22 protein-coding genes and 1 pseudogene are annotated in these 20901 nt (G+C 37.2%); 7 read left to right on the forward strand and 16 right to left on the reverse strand.

What is annotated here, in order from left to right; translation table 11 throughout:
- Window positions 1-34: 34 nt before the first annotated feature.
- The 5 genes from AACZ92_RS14610 to AACZ92_RS14630 all read right to left on the reverse strand — a co-directional run bounded on the left by AACZ92_RS14610 (window position 35) and on the right by AACZ92_RS14630 (window position 5105).
- Window positions 35-535 carry a hypothetical protein gene (locus AACZ92_RS14610; protein WP_339702781.1) on the reverse strand — a complete coding sequence of 167 codons (501 nt, stop codon included), beginning with the start codon at window positions 533-535 and terminating at the stop codon, window positions 35-37.
- Window positions 536-1650: 1115 nt separating this feature from the next.
- The gene (locus tag AACZ92_RS14615; RefSeq protein ID WP_339702784.1) at window positions 1651-2052 is read right to left on the reverse strand and encodes a heme-binding protein; all 402 of its coding nucleotides are present in this window, start codon (window positions 2050-2052) and stop codon (window positions 1651-1653) included.
- 162 nt (window positions 2053-2214) lie between these two features.
- Complete coding sequence (locus tag AACZ92_RS14620; RefSeq protein ID WP_339702787.1) at window positions 2215-3603, reverse strand: NAD-dependent succinate-semialdehyde dehydrogenase; 1389 nt, start codon at window positions 3601-3603, stop codon at window positions 2215-2217.
- A 25-nt stretch (window positions 3604-3628) separates the two neighbouring features.
- Window positions 3629-4747: an alkene reductase gene (locus AACZ92_RS14625; RefSeq protein WP_339702790.1), complete on the reverse strand. Its 1119-nt coding sequence runs from the start codon at window positions 4745-4747 to the stop codon at window positions 3629-3631.
- A 64-nt stretch (window positions 4748-4811) separates the two neighbouring features.
- Complete coding sequence (locus tag AACZ92_RS14630; protein WP_339702793.1) at window positions 4812-5105, reverse strand: antibiotic biosynthesis monooxygenase; 294 nt, start codon at window positions 5103-5105, stop codon at window positions 4812-4814.
- A gap of 522 nt (window positions 5106-5627) precedes the next feature.
- On the opposite strand from AACZ92_RS14630, the gene ffh reads away from it, so the two are divergent.
- From ffh to AACZ92_RS14650, 4 genes are all read left to right on the forward strand, one after another.
- Window positions 5628-6956: a signal recognition particle protein gene (gene ffh, locus AACZ92_RS14635; protein ID WP_339702796.1), complete on the forward strand. Its 1329-nt coding sequence runs from the start codon at window positions 5628-5630 to the stop codon at window positions 6954-6956.
- Between the two features lie 33 nt (window positions 6957-6989).
- Window positions 6990-7139 (forward strand): four helix bundle protein, encoded by a 150-nt coding sequence (locus tag AACZ92_RS14640; RefSeq protein WP_339702799.1) that lies wholly within the window; start codon window positions 6990-6992, stop codon window positions 7137-7139.
- 81 nt (window positions 7140-7220) lie between these two features.
- Window positions 7221-8105: a bifunctional 5,10-methylenetetrahydrofolate dehydrogenase/5,10-methenyltetrahydrofolate cyclohydrolase gene (locus tag AACZ92_RS14645; RefSeq protein ID WP_339702802.1), complete on the forward strand. Its 885-nt coding sequence runs from the start codon at window positions 7221-7223 to the stop codon at window positions 8103-8105.
- Window positions 8106-8164: 59 nt separating this feature from the next.
- Window positions 8165-8680 (forward strand): hypothetical protein, encoded by a 516-nt coding sequence (locus AACZ92_RS14650; RefSeq protein WP_339702804.1) that lies wholly within the window; start codon window positions 8165-8167, stop codon window positions 8678-8680.
- Window positions 8681-8765: 85 nt separating this feature from the next.
- Here the strand turns inward: AACZ92_RS14650 and AACZ92_RS14655 are convergent, their stop codons facing one another.
- From AACZ92_RS14655 to AACZ92_RS14690, 8 genes are all read right to left on the reverse strand, one after another.
- Window positions 8766-9206 (reverse strand): YkvA family protein, encoded by a 441-nt coding sequence (locus AACZ92_RS14655; protein ID WP_339702807.1) that lies wholly within the window; start codon window positions 9204-9206, stop codon window positions 8766-8768.
- Between the two features lie 65 nt (window positions 9207-9271).
- Window positions 9272-9754 (reverse strand): DCC1-like thiol-disulfide oxidoreductase family protein, encoded by a 483-nt coding sequence (locus AACZ92_RS14660; RefSeq protein WP_339702810.1) that lies wholly within the window; start codon window positions 9752-9754, stop codon window positions 9272-9274.
- A gap of 2 nt (window positions 9755-9756) precedes the next feature.
- Window positions 9757-10782, reverse strand: coding sequence for an AI-2E family transporter (locus AACZ92_RS14665; protein ID WP_339702813.1), 1026 nt, complete (start codon window positions 10780-10782; stop codon window positions 9757-9759).
- A gap of 4 nt (window positions 10783-10786) precedes the next feature.
- Entirely contained in the window at window positions 10787-11209 is a 423-nt protein-coding gene (locus AACZ92_RS14670; RefSeq protein WP_339702816.1) for a VOC family protein, read from the reverse strand.
- Window positions 11209-11448, reverse strand: a complete 240-nt coding sequence (locus AACZ92_RS14675; RefSeq protein ID WP_339702819.1) for a Rho termination factor — start codon at window positions 11446-11448, stop codon at window positions 11209-11211. Before AACZ92_RS14675 ends, AACZ92_RS14670 begins: the two co-directional genes overlap by 1 nt.
- A 42-nt stretch (window positions 11449-11490) precedes the next feature.
- Window positions 11491-11676, reverse strand: coding sequence for a hypothetical protein (locus tag AACZ92_RS14680; RefSeq protein WP_339702822.1), 186 nt, complete (start codon window positions 11674-11676; stop codon window positions 11491-11493).
- A 91-nt stretch (window positions 11677-11767) separates the two neighbouring features.
- A complete protein-coding gene (locus AACZ92_RS14685) occupies window positions 11768-12346 on the reverse strand; it encodes a hypothetical protein (protein WP_339702825.1) in 579 nt (192 codons plus the stop codon).
- 19 nt (window positions 12347-12365) lie between these two features.
- Window positions 12366-13889, reverse strand: coding sequence for a helicase HerA-like domain-containing protein (locus tag AACZ92_RS14690; protein ID WP_339702828.1), 1524 nt, complete (start codon window positions 13887-13889; stop codon window positions 12366-12368).
- Window positions 13890-14022: 133 nt separating this feature from the next.
- Between AACZ92_RS14690 and AACZ92_RS14695 the strand changes: the two genes are divergently transcribed.
- On the forward strand, window positions 14023-14652 hold the full coding sequence (locus tag AACZ92_RS14695) for a 7-carboxy-7-deazaguanine synthase QueE (protein WP_339702832.1): 630 nt from the start codon (window positions 14023-14025) through the stop codon (window positions 14650-14652).
- Between the two features lie 11 nt (window positions 14653-14663).
- Here AACZ92_RS14695 and AACZ92_RS14700 read toward each other — a convergent pair whose 3' ends face one another.
- Window positions 14664-15209: a DUF2911 domain-containing protein gene (locus AACZ92_RS14700; RefSeq protein ID WP_339702835.1), complete on the reverse strand. Its 546-nt coding sequence runs from the start codon at window positions 15207-15209 to the stop codon at window positions 14664-14666.
- A gap of 276 nt (window positions 15210-15485) precedes the next feature.
- Here AACZ92_RS14700 and gyrB point away from each other — a divergent pair, with 276 nt between their 5' ends.
- Window positions 15486-17426, forward strand: coding sequence for a DNA topoisomerase (ATP-hydrolyzing) subunit B (gyrB, locus tag AACZ92_RS14705; protein WP_339702837.1), 1941 nt, complete (start codon window positions 15486-15488; stop codon window positions 17424-17426).
- Window positions 17427-17596: 170 nt separating this feature from the next.
- Window positions 17597-18523: a malate dehydrogenase gene (mdh, locus tag AACZ92_RS14710; protein ID WP_339702839.1), complete on the forward strand. Its 927-nt coding sequence runs from the start codon at window positions 17597-17599 to the stop codon at window positions 18521-18523.
- A gap of 71 nt (window positions 18524-18594) precedes the next feature.
- On the opposite strand, the gene AACZ92_RS14715 is transcribed toward mdh, so the two are convergent.
- Window positions 18595-19128, reverse strand: coding sequence for a GNAT family N-acetyltransferase (locus AACZ92_RS14715; RefSeq protein ID WP_339702841.1), 534 nt, complete (start codon window positions 19126-19128; stop codon window positions 18595-18597).
- Window positions 19129-19225: 97 nt separating this feature from the next.
- Window positions 19226-20901, reverse strand: a pseudogene (locus AACZ92_RS14720) (ribonucleoside-diphosphate reductase, adenosylcobalamin-dependent); the annotation flags it as partial.

The raw sequence follows: 20901 nt of genomic DNA on the forward strand, positions 1-20901 counted from the left end.
AGTGTCGAAAATTAATAGATAAAAAAGTTGTTTTTTACCTCAGTTCTTTGTTGTGCCTCGTTTTTTTTAGTTTATTAATTCCGATTATTTCTGTCAATTTTTTTAATCCGTTTCCTGAAATAATTCTAAATGCTAATTCCGTAAAGACAAATCGAAAAACGACCAATGCCATCAAAGTCGGAAATATCAATGAAATTATTATCTCTTTTTCCTTTGTGAATAATGCTATTGTAAATCCGATTAGTGGAAATAAATATATAAGTGATAACATTATTCTAAATGCTTTATGAATCCTAATTTCAAGAGTTCCTTTTTTCGACTCCAGTTTGCCATTTAAAATACAAAAAGCTCCTCGACCAGGTTTTGACGAGATTATTTTAAATCCGTTATTGTTTACTTGTCCGATAAACGCTTTTTTAGTCCATTCAGACACAAGTGAGTCAGTTATCAGAGTGTTTTTTTCTAATTCCGATAATGCATCTGTACTTTCCTTTGTCAGTTCAAATTCGTAATTATTAGTCGGAAATATTTTCATTCAGCGTTCAGTTTGTAAATGAGGCACAACGTTAGGGGTATGAGTCGTAGCATGGACGGTGCGTTGGGATTGAGCGGCTATGACTTATAACTATTGTTGTGTGCTTTATTTTTGTATCCCCCGGAAAGATACAAAATAAAGGGACTGTAGGCCAGTTCGGCAAAAAAAACAACAACGCTGGCTTTGTTTGGCGACCCAGGGGCCCATGGGGTTTAAAACCAATAAACACCGTTGGCAACTGGGGCAGGCGCAAAGAATCAGATCAGGTAAAAAACAAATCAGAGCATCAACCCCGTGAAAACTTGACTTTGTCAGAAATTTTCACGACCTTGACCTAAGCATTTGTAACGTGCCAACGTTCAGAGAGTGAACTCTCTACGATACCATCGTTAAATGCTTCGGGGCAAAACCCTCCATAAGTCGGGTTTGCAACTCTTTATCCCTTTTTTACCCCTCATAACAACACGCCTGAGCCGTACAAAGATCAATCGTTCCGAAATGGACTATTGCATACAACATGCGTATAAACGCAATTGCGTTTATATTTTGCTTATTTCAAATATACTTATTTTAATACTTTCTAATTTTACTTACTAAGTTCAGGCCATACTAGATTTTATATTCCTAAAGCAAACTTCGGGCTATATTAAAGCTAGGAAGTAGTCTGGTTTAAAGTAGCCAAGCAATGACTACTACGCCTACTCCTAGCTATACCTTGTCAAGTTACAATAACCTATCAAAATCCTCAATAAGCTGCAGCTTATTGACGGTAAATGACGGTGTTTGACGACACTTGACCGAGTCTGCTTACTGTTACATCTGTGTGATGGTAGTTTATGGTTTTTACATTTTTTTGCATTCGTTTGATAATCTATGCATAATTTACCTTAATTTTTAGAGGTTTTGTTCGAGTTTCCTTCGGGGATCCTTCGGGAACGGAGTGGGGTTATTTTCCAAAAATATACCGTATCCCGAACAAACCCCGAGCGAAACTAAATGAAAGGGAAAAGGGATAAGTGTCAAACTAAACGAACAGACCAGTTATACTAGCGGTAAGACATAAAAAAAGCGAACTATACAGCTCGCTTTGTCTTGTTTACTAAAATAAGGTGCTTTTATAATGCTTCGGCACCAGCTTTAGCTACCGTATGATCGTCCTCAACAGTACTGCCGCTTACGCCAATGGCACCAATAATAGTTCCATCGCTATTGGAAACAGGTATTCCGCCAGGAAACGATATCAGTCCCCCGTTTGAGTGTTCAATATTATAAAGTGACTCCCCTGGTTGTGAAAGTTTACCAATTTCGCCACTGTTCATATCAAAAAAGCGAGCAGTTTTGGCTTTCTTTAGCGCGATGTCAGCACTTCCTAACCAAGCACCCTCCATACGGACAAAAGCCACTTGATTAGCACCGACATCAACCACGCTAATATTCATTTTAGTATCCATATCTTTTGCTTTGGTTTTCGCCGCTGCAATCATCTTTTCTGCTTGTTCTAAATTTATCGTATTCATAGAATTTCTTTTTTAGATTAGCAATCATTTTATTTTTAATAATCGTGTTCCAAATCTAAGGTGGCTGAGTGTATTACACGAAGTGGAGAACGTATCGAAGCCCCGACTCTAACAGTCCTGTCAAGGTTGCTGAGCGGAGCCGAAGTACCGAAGTACTGAAGCCTAATTCAACTGCATCACAGCTTTAGCATTTACAAACTCTTTTATACCAAAGCCACCGTGCTCGCGTCCGTAGCCCGAGTTTTTCACGCCACCAAAAGGCATATTAGGTTGTGCCAATCCGAAAGAATTGATAAATACCATACCAGTATCAAAATGCTTTTTAGCTAGATCAAACGCTTTATCAGTATCTTCTGAAAAAATACCGCCACCTAAACCAAATCGGCTATCATTGGCAATGCGCATCGCATCTTCAGCATCTTTTGCATGAATCAGTGAGGCTACGGGGCCAAACAGCTCATCGTCGTAGGCAGGTTGTCCAGGCTCTACGTTTGCCAATATGGTTGCTGGATAATAATATCCTTTGCCTTCTGGTATTTCGCCACCACACAATATCTTGGCTCCTTTTTTTACACTCTCTGTAACTTGTTCATGTAAATCGTCGCGTAAATCTTTTCGTGCCATAGGGCCTATCTTAGAGTTTTCGTCTGTGGGATCGCCGTGGTTCACACCTTCCATACGCTTTAGAAAAGCTTCTTTAAACTCTTCATAAACTTTATCTACTACTATAAAACGTTTGGCAGCCACACAGGTTTCTCCATTATTGTACACGCGACCATTTACACAGTGTTTCACAGCCTTGTCTATGTTGGCATCTTCTAATACAAGATAGGCATCGTTACTACCTAGTTCTAAGACAGTTTTCTTTAGTTTAGCGCCTGCTTTTTTACCAATAATTTTTCCGGCTTCTGGACTTCCGGTTAGGGTAACTCCGCGCACTAAATCGTTTTCAATAATTTTATCAGACTGATCGTGGTTAATTAATAACACAGTAAATAAGTGTTTTGGGAGTCCAGCATCGGTATAAATTTTCTCTAATAACTCGGCGCATCCAGTTGCAATTTCAGCATGTTTTAGTAACACACCATTCCCTGCCATCAAATTGGCAATAGAATACCGAATTACTTGATATGCCGGGAAATTCCAGGGCTGTATTCCATAGACCACACCAATAGGGGAGTAGGCAATTACACCTTTACCTCCATTAGGTAATTCGCGTTCGTCATCTGCCAATTCTTTCGGTCCATTCTCGGCAGTGTAATCACAAATACCAGAGCATAAATCTACTTCTTGTTTACTTTGTTTTAGCAGCTTTCCCATTTCTTGAGTCATCAAGTTTGTCAATTCCTCTTTATGGTTTTGTAAACTTTCACCAATGGCTTTGATTACCTTGGCGCGTTCTTCAACGGGCTTGGTTTTCCAATCTAAAAAAGCTTCATGGCATTTTTGCACAGCTTCTTCTGCTTGTTTATCCGTCATAAACGGATAGCGTTGTATTAATTCTCCCGTTGCTGGGTTTATGGTTTTTAATCCTTCTAATTGCTCATTCATAGTTTTTCTTTTTTTTGTTTATAATTTATGATGAAGTAAGGCTTTCTTCTCTTGCTTTCGCTTCATAATCAATATAGCCTTTCTTCTCTTGTGTGTAAAAAGTGTCTTTATCCCAGTCACTAAGGGGTATGTTTTTTTCAAATCGTTCTACCAAATCGGGGTTGCTTACATAGGGTTTTCCAAAGGCAACCAAATCGGCATCACCACGTTCCAAAACAGCATTTCCTTTTTCTTGATCAAAATTGGTGTTTATCATCAATGTGCCTTTATATATAGGGCGGTACCGTTTGGCGATTTCAGTTTCAGCATACGGCACATCACTTACATCGTTAAAAGGTTCACTAAGGTGTAAATACGCCAAATTATACTCGTTTAATTTGTTGATCATATAATCAAAAGTGGGAAGGGTTTCTTCATCCATAGTCATTCCAAAAATTCCGTGAAGGGATGGATTCATACGTAAGCCGATTCTATTTTCGGGCATTACTTTTTTCATTGCATCTAATACTTCAAACAGAAAACGAGCACGGTTTTCTATGCTGCCGCCGTAATCATCGGTTCGATGATTGGACGTTCCATTGAAAAATTGATGAAACAAATACCCATTACTAGAATGTATTTCTACACCATCAAAACCGGCTTCCATTGCATTTTTAGCAGCGTTGGCAAAATCCTGAATGGTTTGCTGTATGTCTTCAGTAGTCATTTTTTTAGGAGTAACGGTATCTTTAAACCCGTTTGGCGTAAAGGATTGCGCCTCCGGATTCAATGCCGAAGGGGCATGCGGTAAATCGCCATTATGAAAATCGGGGTGCGAAATTCGCCCCACGTGCCAAAGCTGGATAAAAATTTGTCCATCGGCTTCATGTACGGCTTGTGTCACTTCTTTCCATCCTTCCACTTGGGCTTCGGTATGAATACCTGGTGTGTGAATATATCCCACAGCTTTTTCTGAAACCTGCGATCCTTCTGTGATAATTAATCCAGCTGAAGCTCGTTGCTTATAATAAATTGCATGTTTATCTTGAGTTGGTTTTTTTTCAGGATTGTTGGCACGACTTCTTGTCATTGGTGCCATTATCACTCGGTTGGGTAATTGTAAATCGCCCATATTGTAGGGTTGTAATAAAGCTTGTTTACTCATATAAATTCCCGTGAATACGGGTGGATTTTAATTAAACTGAAATTTTTATGTAATTTGTTTTATTCTATTTTGCTGAAAGAATATCAATCTTTTTTATATCTGGAGCTTCACTAAGTAATCGATCTGCATTTTCCATTAATGCTTTTGCAATATCTCCGTTTAAATGAGCGTCCCGGCCAGCTTCATCTTCAAAAGAATCGAAAATTCCGAATGTAGAATTGTCTATTTTAAAACTGTACCACGTAAGGGTTTTGTTTTCTTGTCGGGCAAGGTCTACAGCTCCTTTAATAAATTGGGCAACTTCGTCTTCTTTCCCTGTTTTGGCTTTTAGTGTAGCCAATAATCCTAACTTTTTCATAGCAATAATTTTCTTTCAATAAATATACGGCATTCCCTTGTCAATAAGGCTTCTATAAGCATAAGCCTATGTTAAAGGAGTGGTAATGTTTTCAAAACAGAATAGGAATAGTTACTTGGTAATAGTGCTATATAGACCTTCGGGGTGTTGTTTTAGGTCTAAGGAAAAAGGAAGCCAAATATAAGGTAATTATATATAACGTATTAGTGTATTTATAGCGTATATATAGCGTATATATAGCGTGTTTATAGCGTGTATATTGTATGTCATATTAATGAAATGCATATAGTTTATTCCACCTAAGTCTAAATTTGTCTACTTCCTACCGCCTACCGCCTATTGCTTACCGCCTATTGCTTACTGCCTATTGCTTACCGCCTACCGCCTTTAGAACATGGCTACTGCAAGTACCCTATGAAAAACATCTACAATTCACAAAGAACACTTTGAAACTCCCTTTCAGAATGTTATCTTTGCAACCCTATATACCTAAGAGTATCTGTAAACTAAAGCGTAAAGAATATGTTTGATAATTTAAGTGATAAGTTAGATAAAGCAATGCACGTCCTGAAGGGACACGGCCAAATTACAGAAGTAAACGTAGCCGAAACCCTTAAAGAAGTACGCCGTGCTTTGCTCGATGCCGATGTTAACTTTAAAACTGCCAAAGAATTTACCAATACCGTTAAAGAAAAAGCCCTTGGTCAAAATGTATTGACGTCCCTACAACCAGGGCAGTTGATGGTGAAATTGGTAAAAGATGAATTGACTGAATTAATGGGTGGTGACACTGCAGGAATCGATTTAAGCGGTTCGCCTAGTGTTATATTAATGTCTGGTTTACAGGGTAGTGGTAAAACCACATTCTCGGGAAAACTAGCTAATTATTTAAAAACAAAAAAGACAAAAAAGCCTTTATTGGTAGCTTGTGATGTATACCGTCCGGCGGCAATCAATCAGTTGCATGTAGTAGGGGAACAGATAAAAGTAGAAGTATATAGCGAAGAAGGAAATAAAAATCCAGTGCAAATTGCGCAAAATGCAATTGCTCACGCTAAGCAAAATGGGAATAATGCTGTAATTATTGATACGGCAGGTCGTTTGGCGATTGATGAAGCGATGATGACTGAAATAGCCGATATCCATAAAGCTATTCAACCTAACGAAACGTTGTTTGTTGTAGATGCAATGACGGGGCAAGATGCAGTAAACACGGCAAAAACGTTTAACGAACGCCTTAATTTTGATGGAGTTGTATTAACCAAGTTGGATGGTGATACCCGTGGTGGTGCCGCAATATCAATTAAAAGTGTAGTGAATAAGCCGATAAAATTTATCGGTACTGGTGAAAAGATGGACGCAATCGATGTGTTTCACCCAGCACGTATGGCCGACCGTATTTTAGGGATGGGAGATGTGGTGTCGCTTGTAGAGCGAGCACAAGAACAGTTTGATGAAGATGAGTCTCGTAAACTTCAAAAGAAAATTGCAAAAAACCAATTTGGTTTTGATGATTTCATTAAGCAGATACAGCAAGTAAAGAAAATGGGTAGTATGAAGGATCTAGTGGGGATGATACCCGGAGCTGGAAAAGCCCTAAAAGGAGTAGATATAGATGATGATGCCTTTAACGGAATTGAAGCCATCATTCATTCAATGACACCTGAGGAAAGAAGTACCCCATCAGTGATAAACGGAAGCCGTAAAAAACGTATTGCTAAAGGTAGCGGAACTTCGGTGCAAGAGGTAAATCAACTGATGAAACAATTCAACCAAATGAGTAAAATGATGAAGATGATGCAAGGCGGCGGCGGTCGCAAAATGATGCAGATGATGCAAAATATGAAGTAGTGTCAGTTAGCAGTTGCAGTAAGCAGTAAAACAATGAGTTTTAAAACCTTGAAAGCAAATCAAAAAGGATTTGATTTGGCAATGGACATATTTGAAATTTCTAAGTCCTTTCCGAAGGAAGAAAAATATTCATTGACTGATCAAGTTAGAAGAAAAGAGTCTGGAAGTAGGCAGGCTTATTAATTATATGATACTAAATCCCGGTAAGTTTGGAGTATAGGCAATACTGCCAACTGCAACTACCAAACTGAATACTTTATTTATATGACAATTCTAGACGGTAAGAAAATATCGAACGATATTAAGGCTGAAATAAAAGCCGAAGTAGACGAAATGAAAGCCAAGAATGAAAAGGTGCCGCACTTAGCTGCTATTATCGTAGGGAACGACGGCGCTAGCATGACATATGTGAATACCAAAGTAAAAGCTTGCAAAGCCGTGGGTTTTGAATCTACTCTAGTTAGAATGTCTAGTACCACAAGTGAAGTGGAATTAATGGACAAAATAAAGAAATTGAACAATGAAGATTCTATAGACGGGTTTATTGTTCAGCTTCCGTTACCACCACAAATCGATACGCAAAAAGTACTGTTAGCTGTAGATCCCGATAAAGATGTAGATGGTTTTCATCCAACCAATTTCGGAAAAATGTCTTTAGATATGACTTCTTTTATTCCTGCAACACCTTTCGGAATATTAGAACTGTTAGAACGATATGATATCCCTACAAAAGGAAAACACACTGTAGTTATTGGGCGTAGTCATATTGTAGGACGACCGATGAGTATTTTAATGGGGCGAAGTGGTTTCCCTGGAAACTCAACAGTAACACTTACTCATGAGTATACTAAGAATATTACGCAAATTACTTCACAAGCCGATATTGTTATTATCGCAGTGGGAATACCAGATTTTCTTAAAGCTGAAATGATTAAAGATGATGCCGTAGTGATCGATGTAGGTATCACTCGCGTTCCAGATGAATCTACTAAAAAAGGCTATGTGCTTAAAGGTGATGTAGATTTTGAAAACGCTAGTAAAAAAGCTTCTTTTATAACACCGGTTCCTGGAGGTGTGGGTCCTATGACCATTGCTATGCTCTTAAAAAATACGTTGCTCGCGAGAGAGCAGCGTAGAGAGAGAAGGTAATGATATAAAAAATGTTCAAAAAATATCTACTTGATACCTGCAATTAGAGCAACTTAGATATGAATAAAGCGAGATTGATAAAACGACTAAAATGGTATTATCCAATTGAGAAATTCCATGCGTATGTCACTTTTCCTGCATTATTACTATTTCTATTGTTTACGAATCCAGTTGGAGATTTGATTCTCATATCTTATGGATTAATTGTATGCATAATTATTCTATATCAAGGTCAACTTTATTGGAAGTTGAAACTGGAAAGACTTACAGAAAAACACATAAATCAAGCTGGTAATATTCGATTTTTCAAAAAGTCAAAACGATTTAATTGGCTGCTGATTTCAGGTATGATTCCTGTTTTATTGATTCAGCTCTACATTCAAAAATGGAATTTTGAATCTAATAACATGTTTTACTGGGGGATTTTTGCAAATGTGTTTGCGATTTTAGAACATATAAATTACTATTATCTCCAACTAATGATAGACAATAAGTATGATGTAGAATATTTATTTAAAAACAAGAAGTTAAAAAAAGCAAGTTTGGCCAAAGACTTGATTGAAAATAAAATTTAAAAAAAGCAGGTAACAATTACATAGCTTACTTCTCGTTAGGCTTTATATACTCCCGCTAAGGAAATATGCTACTATCAGAGGGTATTTAAATTCCCAAATCGTTTTCCATTCTCCAATCTAAATAGCGGTGCAGATCGCTTTCTATCCAACCGACACCCATAGTAAGGATGGCAACATCATCTATATAACCGATACCCGGAATAAAATCAGGTACCACATCCATTGGGTTTAAAACATACAATAAAGCCATCACGATAGTTGCTATAGTAAACCACGGTATGTTTTTGTAGCTTCCGTTTTTTACATCCTTCAGCATACTAATCATAATCCTGCCAAGTTCTACATATTTTGAAAGGGAATTATTTCCGCTGAATTTTTTATCAATATTTTCTTCGTTGTTTAAAACAACCTCTACATCATCTTCTTCAATTTTATTAACTTCTTCTTCAACATAATTTTCATCAACACCATCGTCTCTGTTCCCAGGGTTGAAATGTAGTTTGTCTTTCTTTTTACCAAATAGCATAGTCGGTTTTTTATTTGTTTTCTGAAAGATACGGCTTCAAAAAAGAAAACTGTTTTAAAAATTTGTTATAAAAATCTAGAGAGTACATAAAAAACTGCCAAAAGTATGAGCAAGTAGAGTAGCCAATACGGCTTTAATGCTTCTGGGTTTTTTCCGAAGGAAAGTGTAGTGAGTTTAAAAAAGAAGGGGCGATGCTTCGCAATGTAATTATATCCGTGATCGCTGAGCTTTGTAAACCAAGAATAATTGCAATACCAACTATGCCAAGGCAAATTCTTTGTTGAATAGGTGTAACTTCGGTAGGCTGAATCGGGACCACTGTATATTTTACCATTAGTTTCAATAAGGCGAGAAGCTTTTTTAAATTCTTTCAGCGGAATATCATGAAACTGAGAAGCAATTTCTTGATAGGTTTTATACTCAATTTTGTTACGGGTCAAACTTTGCCAACGCGTCACCCAATATTTGCAAAAACCACATTCTCCATCCCAGACTAATACAGGTTTACCGGTTGGAGGATAGTTGGTCTTTTCAAATTTCTGAAACATGATTAAAGCTTCTTTTCGTGTGTTTTACTATATTCTTTTCTATAAATACGAAGTACAATTAAAAACAAGCTAATAAGTAGCGGGCCGAAAATCAATCCAATAAATCCAAATAGTGGAACACCAACAACAACACCTATAAAGGTTATTAAGGGGTGTACGTTGTCTAGCTTTTTAAGAACATACATTCTGAAAATATTATCGGTAGAACCAACAACAATAAATCCATACAATAAAATTCCCCACGCTTGGAAGGTGTCTCCAGCTGATAACGAAAGAATAAAAACAGGAAGGATACCTACTAGAGTCCCAATAAATGGAATCATAGAACCAATAGTGGTTATAACAAACCAGAAAAATGGATCGTCAACGCCAAAAATTAAAAAGCCAATTAAAGCTACAACACCTTGTGCAAGAGCTACTAAGGGAATGCCAATAGCATTGGCACGCACCATAGCGTTGGCTTCATCACCTATTTCTTTTAAGTTATCATCACCAATTGGTATATAGTCGAACAATGATTCTTTTAGCTCTTTTCTATTGGTAAGCATATAATAGAGCATAAAGTACATTAATCCAATAGCGATAAACATATTGAAGGTGCCACCAGCAAAACTTTGTAATTGGGTGGAAATCCAAGAAGAAATGGCGGTGGTATCAATTTGTGAGCTAATTTCGTAGCCTAATTGTGTTTCCCATTCTCCCAATTGTTCTTTTAAAGCAACGATTACTTCTTCTGAATTTTTAACGGCATTACCTATTTTATTTCCCAGCATTAAAACAATGCCAGAAACTGGTAGTAAAATCCCAATAAACGAAAGTAGCATTAATAAGCCTGCTGCAAGATCGGAATTCCAGCCTCTTTTTAAAACTAATTTTTTCATCCAGCCTCGTAATAAAACATAAATGGTAACAGCGCCTAAAACACCAGAAAGGTAGGGTGCCATTTCCTTAAAGATTAAACTACCCATCAATAAAATGAGTAAAAGGACAAATACCTGCCTAATTATTTGTGGAGAGATTGATTTCATTCAATTAGCTAGTAAAAAGTTGGTTCATGTTTTTAAAGGCTTTGAACTCAAGGGCATTGCCAGATGGGTCTTTAAAAAACATCGTGGCTTGCTCTCCGGCTTTTCCTTTAAACCGAATATACGGCTCAATGATAAAGGTAATATTTTTACTTTTCAACAGCGCAGAAAAAGCTTCAAAGGTTTTCATATCTAAAACTACACCGAAATGAGGAACAGGAACATCTTTGCCATCTACTGGATTTGATAATGACGACTCTGTTTTTGTCTTTTCTTTGTAATGAATGACCAATTGATGTCCAAAAAAGTCGAAATCTATCCAATGATCGCTGCTTCGACCTTCGGTAAATCCTAGGGTGTCACGGTAAAAAACTCGGCATTCATCAAGATTGTGTACTGGGATTGCTAAATGAAAGGGGTTTATACTCATCAATTGTTTCGTAAGGCGTTAATTAATTGTTTTTTGTTCATTTTGGAACGACCGTCGATGGCTACATTTTTTGCTTGTTCATATAAATCGTCTTTAGTCCAATCTTCATAAGGAGGTGCTTGTCCTCCTTTTTTACCTGAGTTTGGGGTATTGGCAATACGAGCAGATTTTTCTTTACTATAGCCTTTATCTCGAAGCGCTTCATACTGGTCTTCGTTTTTTATTCTTGGCTTTGCCATAATTTTACTTTTTTGATTTTTAATTAGAAGAATTGATTCTTTTTAGGTTTCATCTGTATCGTTTCTTTTTTTCAATAAACCTATTCCGGCAAAGAAGAAGATAATGCCTAAAATAATAAGTGCCCATGGGCTCAAGCCTACATCTAAACTTCCAAAGACACTTAGTATTCCAAGTACTAATGCGATGGCTCCACCGATTGTTAAAATAAATCCTAAAATCTTGATCATAATTAATTGTAATGGTTAGCTACTAAAATTAATAGAAAAACCCCGCTTTATGGCGAGGCTTAACAAAATATTGAGAGGGTTTTAGAAAAATTTATTCCTTTTCGGTAGTTGTATCTGCTTCCCAACCTATCATAAAATATTTAAATTTGGCAACATCTGGTATTTGGCTGGCTTCAATTTTTGCATTGGGATTATACCGTAAGTTTTCAGGAAGTTGTTGTTTGTCGATTGTCAAATAGATCTCACTGTCTTTTAAAAAGACAACCACCGAGTTGATGGTAGTTTCAATATTTGAAACCGTATAATTGGCTTTTACATCTTTAAAAGTACTGCCACTTGTTAATCCTTTATCAGTTTTGTATCGTGCATCAAATACCTGAACATTGGTTACAGTTGCATTAGGATCGTTTTCATCTTCTGGAGAAAGCAATAGCAGTTTGTTTCCTTCTTTATCATAAATTTCCACTTCGCCCTGTGTGCCTAAAGCATTTTTTATCGGGTTAAGCTTTACAATGGAGTCTTCCGCAAAAATAGAGTCAACCTGTTTCATTTGAATATTTTTATCCAGGCTTCCAATGCTTCCTTCGCCAATAGTAAATGGGTCTTTATTTGAATCACAAGAAACAAATAGAATAGTAGTTAATAGGCTTAATAATAGTGTCTTTTTCATATAAATTTTATTGTCTGTTTTATTTTAATAGTTTTCCTAATATTCCCAATACACTGCGTATTACAGTTGGACTGCTTAATACTTTAACAATAGGGTTTTGTCTGCTGCTTCTAGAAGAAGAACTACTGCTAGAGCGTTTTACTTTAGCTTTTTCTTTTTGAGCTTTTTCTTTGGCTTCTTCTTTCTCGGCAATGTCAATTTTATCGTTTAATAATTCGTAAGCACTTTCACGGTCTACAGTTTCGTTGTATTTTTCTATGAGTTTCGATTCTCCTAATAATTCTTTTAGCTCTTGATCTTCTAATACGTCCATTCGGCTCATTGGGGCGCGCATTAGCGTAGCAGCTAAGGGTGTTGGAATTCCTTTTTCATTTAAAGCTGAAACTAAGGCTTCTCCAATTCCCAACTTGGTTAATACTTCGTCGGTTTTATAGTATTCTGAAATAGGGTAGTTTTCAGCAGTTAACTTAATTGCTTTCCTATCTTTTGCTGTAAAGGCTCGCAACGCGTGTTGTACTTTCAGCCCTAACTGACTTAATACCGCGTCAGGAACATCTGTTGGGTTTTGAGTTACAAAATACAATCCTACACCTTTTGAACGAATAAGCTTTACAATACTTTCAATTTGGTCTAACAAAGCATCACTTGCTTCTTTAAACATTAAATGTGCTTCATCTATAAAGATTACTAATTCTGGTCTACCACTATCACCTTGTTCAGGGAATGTAGTATAAATTTCGGCTAACAAGCTCAACATAAAAGTTGAGAAGAGCTTGGGGCGATCTTGAATATCGGTAAGACGAACAATGTTAATGTAGCCCATTCCATTTTCATCTATTCGTAGTAAATCATCGGTATCAAATGATTTTTCACCAAAAAACAAGTCACCTCCTTGTTGTTCTAGCGCTACGATACGTCGTAAAATAGCACCTGTTGAAGCAGAGGAAATACGTCCATATTCTTCAGAAAACTCGTCTTTCTCTTCGTTTGTGGCGTATTGTAATATTTTTTTGAAATCCTTTAAATCTAAAAGTGGAAGTTTATTGTCATCACAATACTTAAATATTACTGAAATAATTCCCGCTTGGGTTTCACTTACATCTAAAATTCGCGATAACAACACGGGCCCAAACTCACTTACGGTAGCGCGAAGGCGTACGCCGTTTTGTTCCGAAAGCGTCATAATTTCTACTGGAAATTTTTTCGATGTAAAAGGAATGCCAATTTTTCCGTGACGTTCATTAATCTTAGCATGACCGGGACTAGGTTTAGCAATTCCGCTGAGGTCACCTTTCATATCCATTAATAGTACAGGTACTCCTTTTTCTGAAAGATTTTCTGCTAGTACTTGTAACGATTTTGTTTTCCCAGTTCCTGTGGCACCGGCAATAAGGCCGTGACGGTTCATGGTTTTTAATGGGATTTTAACCAGCGCATTAGTGAGGGTTTCGCCTCTCAACATAGCAGCACCTAATGTAATGGCTTCACCTTTGGTGGTGTACCCTTTTTCAATATGGTCAAAAAAAGCCTGTTTGTCTGCCATCGTTTAAATTTTCGATAAAAATAGCAATTGTAGGTAAGCTTCTGAAATATTATTTTAATAACTATTTAAATTAATGCTAAAAAGCATACGGCTTTCCCTGAACTGCCAACTATAAATTGTAATTTTGCAGTCTATGCAGACAGAGACTCAACAATTGGTAAATAAAGGGGAGATGCTTCCGTTAATGGAGGAGTTTTACACCATACAAGGAGAAGGATTCCATAAAGGTACAGCGGCTTATTTTATACGAATAGGAGGCTGCGATGTAGGTTGCCATTGGTGCGATGTTAAGGAGAGTTGGAATGCCGATATACATCCGCCAACTAATATCGATACCATTGTTGAAAATGCCGACAAATACAGTAAAACGATTGTGATAACTGGAGGGGAGCCACTTACGTGGGATATGGGGCCTTTAACGCAAAAGCTGAAAGAAAAAGATATGCAAATCCATATTGAAACTTCAGGGGCGTATAAGCTTACTGGAACATGGGACTGGATTTGCCTTTCACCAAAAAAGATAAAGCTTCCAACTCCAGAGGTGTATGAAAAGGCACACGAACTAAAAGTGATTATTTACAATAAAAATGACTTTAAGTTTGCTGAAGAGCAAGCCGAAAAAGTAAATAACAACTGTATTCTCTACCTACAACCCGAATGGAGTAAACGGGATAAAATGATGCCGCAAATTGTTGAATATGTAATGCAAAACCCTAAGTGGAAAGTGTCATTACAGACGCATAAATATTTGAATATTCCGTAAAGGGAAGTTTCTTAATTTACCTTTTCAAAAGGCACCTCTACATATGTCTTATCCCATCCAATCATTAAGGTTGCGCCCTTATCTTCTGGTCTAAAAACCATAGATAGTGATTCTGCAGGAGCAGCAGCGTTTCGTGCTGGAGTTTCTAGTCTAACGACGTCATTATCTTTGTTGTAAATAGTACCCCAAACATTAGCATTTTTATTAATAATTACGGTCCACATGTCCTTCTCAGGAATGGTGAATAACGTATACGTTCCAGGCTGTAAAACTGTTTTATTAACTTTTAAAGGTTCGTATATGGTTAATTCGGTAGCTTCATTTGCTCCAGTACGCCATACTTTTCCGTAAGGAACTAATTCCCCAAAAATTTCACGGCCCTTTTTTTGTGGGCGGCTGTAAATAACGCGAGCAATAGGAGGTGTATTTCTGTCAGGACGTGCCATTGCTAAATCCATCGGGCTGGTATCCATCTTCGGGAAAGTTTGCGAATAAGCAGTATTAGTGCTAAAAACAGTAATAGCTGTAAAAAATAGTATGGTAAGTAATGATTTCATAGTTGTTTTTTATTTAAAGATAACTTCTGAAAAATTAAAATGTTGTAAAGTTTTCTAAAAGTTATATAATCCGTTCCTATTTCTTAAAAATTACAAAATAGTTGAACTTTCTTTTATTTTTTTGACTGTAATAAATCTATAAGGTTTAATTGCTGGCTTTTCTTCACATTAATCTGTTAATAACTTCCGGAGGTTAATCAATGGAATGCCTTTATTTTATAATGGGTTTCGTTATATTTGTTCGTTACGTATCAGAAAGAAAAACAACCTAATTTTATGAAGGACGAAAAAGACATTAAAGTATATGGTGCCGATAGTATTCAGGCGTTAGAAGGAATGGAACATGTGCGCATGCGTCCATCGATGTATATCGGTGATGTAGGTGTACGCGGATTACATCATTTGGTGTACGAAGTGGTAGATAATTCTATTGATGAGGCGATGGGCGGCTATTGTGATACTATAGACGTTTGGATTAATGAAGATAATTCGGTAACCGTAAATGATAATGGTCGGGGTATTCCAGTAGATATGCACAAAAAAGAGGGCGTTTCTGCTCTTGAAGTTGTGATGACCAAAATTGGTGCCGGAGGAAAATTTGATAAAGACTCTTATAAAGTTTCTGGTGGTCTGCACGGAGTGGGTGTTTCGGTTGTAAATGCCTTGTCCGAAAGTCTAAAAGCTACCGTTCATCGCGATGGTAAAATTTGGGAACAAGAATACGAAAGAGGAAAAACACAATATCCAGTAAAATCTACTGGTGAAACAGATTATAGGGGTACGGTTGTAACTTTTAAGCCTGACTCTCAAATATTTAAGCAAACCCTTAATTTTAATTACGATACGCTTGCAAGCAGAATGCGTGAGCTAGCTTTCCTTAATAGGGGGCTTACCATTAGTATCACCGATAAACGTGAAACCGATGATGATGGTGAATTTATTTCGGAAACCTTTCACAGTGAAGAAGGGTTAAAAGAGTTTATCCGTTTCTTAGATGAAACTCGTGAGCCAATTATTAATGAAGTGATTTCTATGGAAGGGGAGAAAAACGATATTCCTGTAGAAGTAGCGATGATATACAACACTTCCTTTAACGAGAATCTACATTCTTACGTAAATAACATCAATACTCACGAAGGAGGAACACATTTAACTGGTTTCCGTCGTGGATTGACAACAACATTAAAAAAGTATGCCGATGCTTCTGGCATGTTAGACAAGCTGAAATTTGAGATTTTAGGAGATGACTTCCGTGAAGGATTAACAGCTATTGTTTCGGTAAAAGTAGCAGAACCTCAATTTGAAGGGCAAACTAAAACTAAACTAGGTAACCGTGAGGTCTCTTCAGCAGTAAGCCAAGCAGTTTCCGAAATGCTTGAAAACTACTTAGAGGAAAACCCGAACGATGCCAAAACCATTGTGCAAAAGGTGATCTTGGCAGCACAAGCACGCCACGCAGCTCGTAAAGCTCGCGAAATGGTACAGCGTAAAACCGTTATGGGTGGTGCTGGTTTGCCAGGGAAACTGTCTGATTGTTCAGAACAAGACCCTGAAAAATGCGAAGTATTTCTAGTAGAGGGTGACTCTGCAGGGGGAACGGCAAAACAAGGTCGTGATCGTAACTTCCAAGCTATTTTGCCATTACGAGGTAAAATTTTGAACGTGGAAAAAGCCATGCAACACAAGGTTTTTGAAAACGAAGAAATTAGAAACATATTTACTGCATTAGGAGTAACAATAGGAACTGAAGAAGATAGTAAGGCACTAAACCTTTCAAAACTTCGCTATCACAAAATAGTAATTATGTGTGATGCCGATGTAGATGGTAGTCACATTGCAACGTTAATTTTAACGTTCTTCTTCCGTTATATGAAAGATTTAATTGAAGCAGGACACGTATATATTGCAACTCCTCCTTTGTATTTACTGAAAAAAGGAAAAAAGAGCGAATATGCTTGGTCTGAAGAAGCCCGCGCTGAGATTAATGCCAGCTTTGGAGGTGGAGCCAGTATCCAACGATACAAGGGTCTGGGTGAGATGAATGCAGAACAATTGTGGGATACTACAATGAACCCTGAATTTAGAATCTTACGTCAGGTAACCATCGATAATGGAACTGAAGCAGACCGAATTTTCTCCATGCTTATGGGAGATGAGGTACCGCCGAGACGAGAGTTTATCGAGAAGAATGCTAAATATGCAAATATTGATGCGTAAGAAATAAAGTATTATTAATTTTTGAAAGCCACCGGTTAGTTTATTTAATCGGTGGTTTTGTTTTTAACCCTTTCTTATCGTATTTTAAATGAGATAATTGTATTTTTGCAAAACGAAAATTATTCAATTCTCGTTTCAAATAAATCATTCATTCAAAAATAATACATATAATGAAAGTTACAGTAGTAGGAGCAGGTGCAGTAGGCGCAAGTTGTGCCGAATACATTGCCATTAAAAATTTTGCAAGTGAAGTAGTTCTTTTAGATATTAAAGAAGGCTACGCCGAAGGAAAAGCAATGGATTTAATGCAAACCGCTTCCTTAAATGCATTCGATACACGCGTAGTTGGTACAACAGGAGATTACAGTAAAACAGCAGATAGTGATATTTGTGTTATTACAAGTGGTATTCCAAGGAAACCAGGAATGACTCGTGAAGAATTAATCGGTATCAATGCCGGAATTGTAAAAGATGTTTCTTCTAACTTAGTAAAGCACTCTCCAAATACCATCATCATTGTTGTAAGTAACCCAATGGATACGATGACGTATTTAGTGCATAAAACAACCAACCTTCCTAAAAACCGAATTATCGGTATGGGTGGTGCATTAGATAGCGCACGTTTTAAATATCGTTTAGCTGAGGCATTAGGTGCGCCAATTAGCGATGTTGACGGAATGGTAATTGGTGGTCACAGTGATAAAGGTATGGTGCCATTAACACGTTTAGCGACTAGAAACAGTGTGCCAGTAACTGAATTTATTTCGGAAGACAGATTAAACCAAGTAAAAGAAGATACCAAAGTAGGAGGGGCTACTCTTACTAAATTACTAGGGACTTCAGCTTGGTATGCTCCTGGAGCAGCCGTAAGCGGATTGGTACAAGCCATTGCTTGCGACCAAAAGAAAATATTCCCTTGTTCTACCTTGTTAGAAGGTGAGTACGGCTTAAATGATCTTTGTATCGGTGTGCCAGTTGTATTAGGCCGTGGCGGTATTGAAAAAATAGTAGATATCGAATTAAACGACGGAGAAAGAAATCACTTAAAAGAAAGTGCTGAAGGTGTTAATAAAACGAATGGTTTATTAGAATTGTAAATCAGTCAAGGATGCGTAAAAACCGTCTCAACTCGAGGCGGTTTTTTTATGCTTTTTTTCTAGAATTTTAATCAGAAATCTAAATCCAACTTCATTAAAACATCGGTTTGCTTATCGGTGCCTACCCAATAATACTGGTTGTCAAACGCTGTAAAATCTTGTTTTTTGTAAAAGGAAATGGCTTTTTGGTTCTTTTCCCAGACACTTAACCACAGTGTTTTTATGTTGAGCGATTGTGCTTTCTCTGTGGCTTTATTCAGTAAAAGTTTTCCTACTCCTTTTCCTTGAAATTTAGATAGTATGTAAATACGTTCTATTTCCAGTGTATTGGGAAGTTTATTGTCTGTTTGCGCAACACTTCTGTTTATTTTTAAATAACCTATGGTTTCATTATCCTGTAACGCAAAATAATAAAACGAATCTGGGTTTATTATACTTCTTTGTAGGTGTTCGGTGTTGAAGTTTTCGGCTAGATAAGCATCCATATCTTCCTTGGTATTTTCTAAGGCATACGTCTCGAAAAACGTTTCTTTGGCAATCTTTTGAAGTTCAAGTACAGATTTTGATTGAACTTGTTTTATTAAAATGGAGGATGCAGGTTTCATTCTAAAAAGTGATTAGATGTCTTAAAGATAATTAAAAAAGCCCCGATTTAATATCGGGGCTTTTAATACTAGTAAAATATAATTTAACTTTAACGAATTATCCGCATTTTGACGATCCGCAATCTTTACAAGTTAAACAGCCTTCTTGGTAAATTAATTGTGAAGAATTACAGTTATCACATTTTTGTTTTCTAGCCAAGGTTCCATCTTCAACATATCGTTTTAACGCTCTTGCAACACCGTTTTTCCAGGTATTGATAGATTCGCTGTCTAATTGTAAACTGTTGATTAACTCTACAGCTTTTTCAATAGGCATGCCGTGACGAAGCGTACTGGAAATCAATTTTGCATAATTCCAATATTCTGGATCAAACTTATGCGATAAGCCTTCAATTGTAGTTTTGTATCCTCTTTTGTTTTGATATTGAAAATCATATCGAGAGGTTCCGTCTTCGTTTCGGTTTTTTATAATCAAACCTTTCGTTGCCCAACGAGGAAGCAAGATTCCGTCTTCATCTGCCAATCCAGTAAATATTTCATACGGTTTATCATCAATCAGGCCAATAAAAGCAATCCATTTCTCTTTGTTATTTTGGAAACGAACTACATCGGCTTCTAAAACTTCAGGACGCTTGGTAGGGAAAGAAATCAAAGATTCTTGATTCTCCTCTTTTTTCTCTTCATTTGAAATTAATACGCCAGAACGAGAACCATCACGATACACGGTTACACCTTTACACCCGGCTTGCCAAGCTTCTAAGTATAGTTTTCCAACGAGCTCTTCATCTACATCATTCGGTAGGTTGATGGTTACACTAATACTATGGTCTACCCATTTTTGAACGGCGCCTTGCATACGTACCTTGCTTAGCCAATCTACATCGTTAGAAGTAGCTTGATGATATGGTGATAGTGCTACCAACTCATTCAATTCTTCTTGACTGTAGTTTTTATCGGTATCGTGACCGTTAATTTTCATCCATTCTTTAAAACGGTGGTGGAAAACAACGTATTCTTCCCAAGAGTCGCCTACTTCATCTATAAAATCGACGCGGGCATCTTTATCGTTAGGATTTACTTTTCTTCTGCGTTTATATACTGGTAAAAACACTGGTTCAATCCCCGAAGTAGTTTGCGTCATTAAACTAGTTGTTCCGGTTGGAGGCCATATTCTAGCATGTCGTAATACAGTTTTTCATCGGCTTCTTTTAAGCGAAGAATAAACGGGTTTTCTTTCTCTCTTTCTGAATCAAAAATCCCGAAAGCACCACGTTCTTTAGCAGCATATACCGAAGCACGATAAGCTTCAAGAGCAATGGTTTTGTGTATTTCTACTGAAAAATCAACACCTTTTTCACTTCCGTATTTAATGCCCAAGGCCGCTAGCATATCACCTTCGGCAGTAATGCCAATTCCGGTACGACGCCCTTCTTCAGCTTTTCTTTTAATATTCAACCATAGGTTTCGTTCTACAGCCTTTACTTCAGCTCCTTCAGGGTCAGCATCAATTTTAGCCAAAATAGCATCCACTTTTTCCAACTCTAGGTCGATAATATCGTCCATAATGCGCTGGGCAGCCGCTATGTGTTTTTTAAATAATTTAAAGTTGAACTTTGCTTTTTCAGTAAATGGTTTTTCAACATATGAAAATAAGTTGATAGCCAATAAACGACAAGAGTCGTATGGGCATAAAGGAATCTCTCCACATGGGTTAGTCGATACGGTTTTGTAGCCTAAGTCAGCATAGCAATCCGGTACCGATTCATTAATAAT

Source organism: uncultured Marixanthomonas sp. (assembly GCF_963974425.1).
In the GTDB taxonomy this organism is placed as follows: Bacteria; Bacteroidota; Bacteroidia; order Flavobacteriales; family Flavobacteriaceae; genus Marixanthomonas.

What these genes read in the sequence shown, in the direction of transcription:
- AACZ92_RS14610 (WP_339702781.1), bottom strand. Translation starts at nt 535, where the DNA reads ATGAAAATATTTCCGACTAATAATTACGAATTTGAACTGACAAAGGAA.
- AACZ92_RS14650 (WP_339702804.1), top strand. Translation starts at nt 8,165, where the DNA reads ATGAATAAAGCGAGATTGATAAAACGACTAAAATGGTATTATCCAATT.
- AACZ92_RS14655 (WP_339702807.1), bottom strand. Translation starts at nt 9,206, where the DNA reads ATGCTATTTGGTAAAAAGAAAGACAAACTACATTTCAACCCTGGGAAC.
- AACZ92_RS14685 (WP_339702825.1), bottom strand. Translation starts at nt 12,346, where the DNA reads ATGAAAAAGACACTATTATTAAGCCTATTAACTACTATTCTATTTGTT.
- AACZ92_RS14630 (WP_339702793.1), bottom strand. Translation starts at nt 5,105, where the DNA reads ATGAAAAAGTTAGGATTATTGGCTACACTAAAAGCCAAAACAGGGAAA.
- AACZ92_RS14620 (WP_339702787.1), bottom strand. Translation starts at nt 3,603, where the DNA reads ATGAATGAGCAATTAGAAGGATTAAAAACCATAAACCCAGCAACGGGA.
- AACZ92_RS14625 (WP_339702790.1), bottom strand. Translation starts at nt 4,747, where the DNA reads ATGAGTAAACAAGCTTTATTACAACCCTACAATATGGGCGATTTACAA.
- AACZ92_RS14700 (WP_339702835.1), bottom strand. Translation starts at nt 15,209, where the DNA reads ATGAAATCATTACTTACCATACTATTTTTTACAGCTATTACTGTTTTT.
- gyrB (WP_339702837.1), top strand. Translation starts at nt 15,486, where the DNA reads ATGAAGGACGAAAAAGACATTAAAGTATATGGTGCCGATAGTATTCAG.
- AACZ92_RS14695 (WP_339702832.1), top strand. Translation starts at nt 14,023, where the DNA reads ATGCAGACAGAGACTCAACAATTGGTAAATAAAGGGGAGATGCTTCCG.
- AACZ92_RS14615 (WP_339702784.1), bottom strand. Translation starts at nt 2,052, where the DNA reads ATGAATACGATAAATTTAGAACAAGCAGAAAAGATGATTGCAGCGGCG.
- ffh (WP_339702796.1), top strand. Translation starts at nt 5,628, where the DNA reads ATGTTTGATAATTTAAGTGATAAGTTAGATAAAGCAATGCACGTCCTG.
- AACZ92_RS14680 (WP_339702822.1), bottom strand. Translation starts at nt 11,676, where the DNA reads ATGATCAAGATTTTAGGATTTATTTTAACAATCGGTGGAGCCATCGCA.
- mdh (WP_339702839.1), top strand. Translation starts at nt 17,597, where the DNA reads ATGAAAGTTACAGTAGTAGGAGCAGGTGCAGTAGGCGCAAGTTGTGCC.
- AACZ92_RS14660 (WP_339702810.1), bottom strand. Translation starts at nt 9,754, where the DNA reads ATGTTTCAGAAATTTGAAAAGACCAACTATCCTCCAACCGGTAAACCT.
- AACZ92_RS14670 (WP_339702816.1), bottom strand. Translation starts at nt 11,209, where the DNA reads ATGAGTATAAACCCCTTTCATTTAGCAATCCCAGTACACAATCTTGAT.
- AACZ92_RS14640 (WP_339702799.1), top strand. Translation starts at nt 6,990, where the DNA reads ATGAGTTTTAAAACCTTGAAAGCAAATCAAAAAGGATTTGATTTGGCA.
- AACZ92_RS14675 (WP_339702819.1), bottom strand. Translation starts at nt 11,448, where the DNA reads ATGGCAAAGCCAAGAATAAAAAACGAAGACCAGTATGAAGCGCTTCGA.
- AACZ92_RS14715 (WP_339702841.1), bottom strand. Translation starts at nt 19,128, where the DNA reads ATGAAACCTGCATCCTCCATTTTAATAAAACAAGTTCAATCAAAATCT.
- AACZ92_RS14645 (WP_339702802.1), top strand. Translation starts at nt 7,221, where the DNA reads ATGACAATTCTAGACGGTAAGAAAATATCGAACGATATTAAGGCTGAA.
- AACZ92_RS14665 (WP_339702813.1), bottom strand. Translation starts at nt 10,782, where the DNA reads ATGAAATCAATCTCTCCACAAATAATTAGGCAGGTATTTGTCCTTTTA.
- AACZ92_RS14690 (WP_339702828.1), bottom strand. Translation starts at nt 13,889, where the DNA reads ATGGCAGACAAACAGGCTTTTTTTGACCATATTGAAAAAGGGTACACC.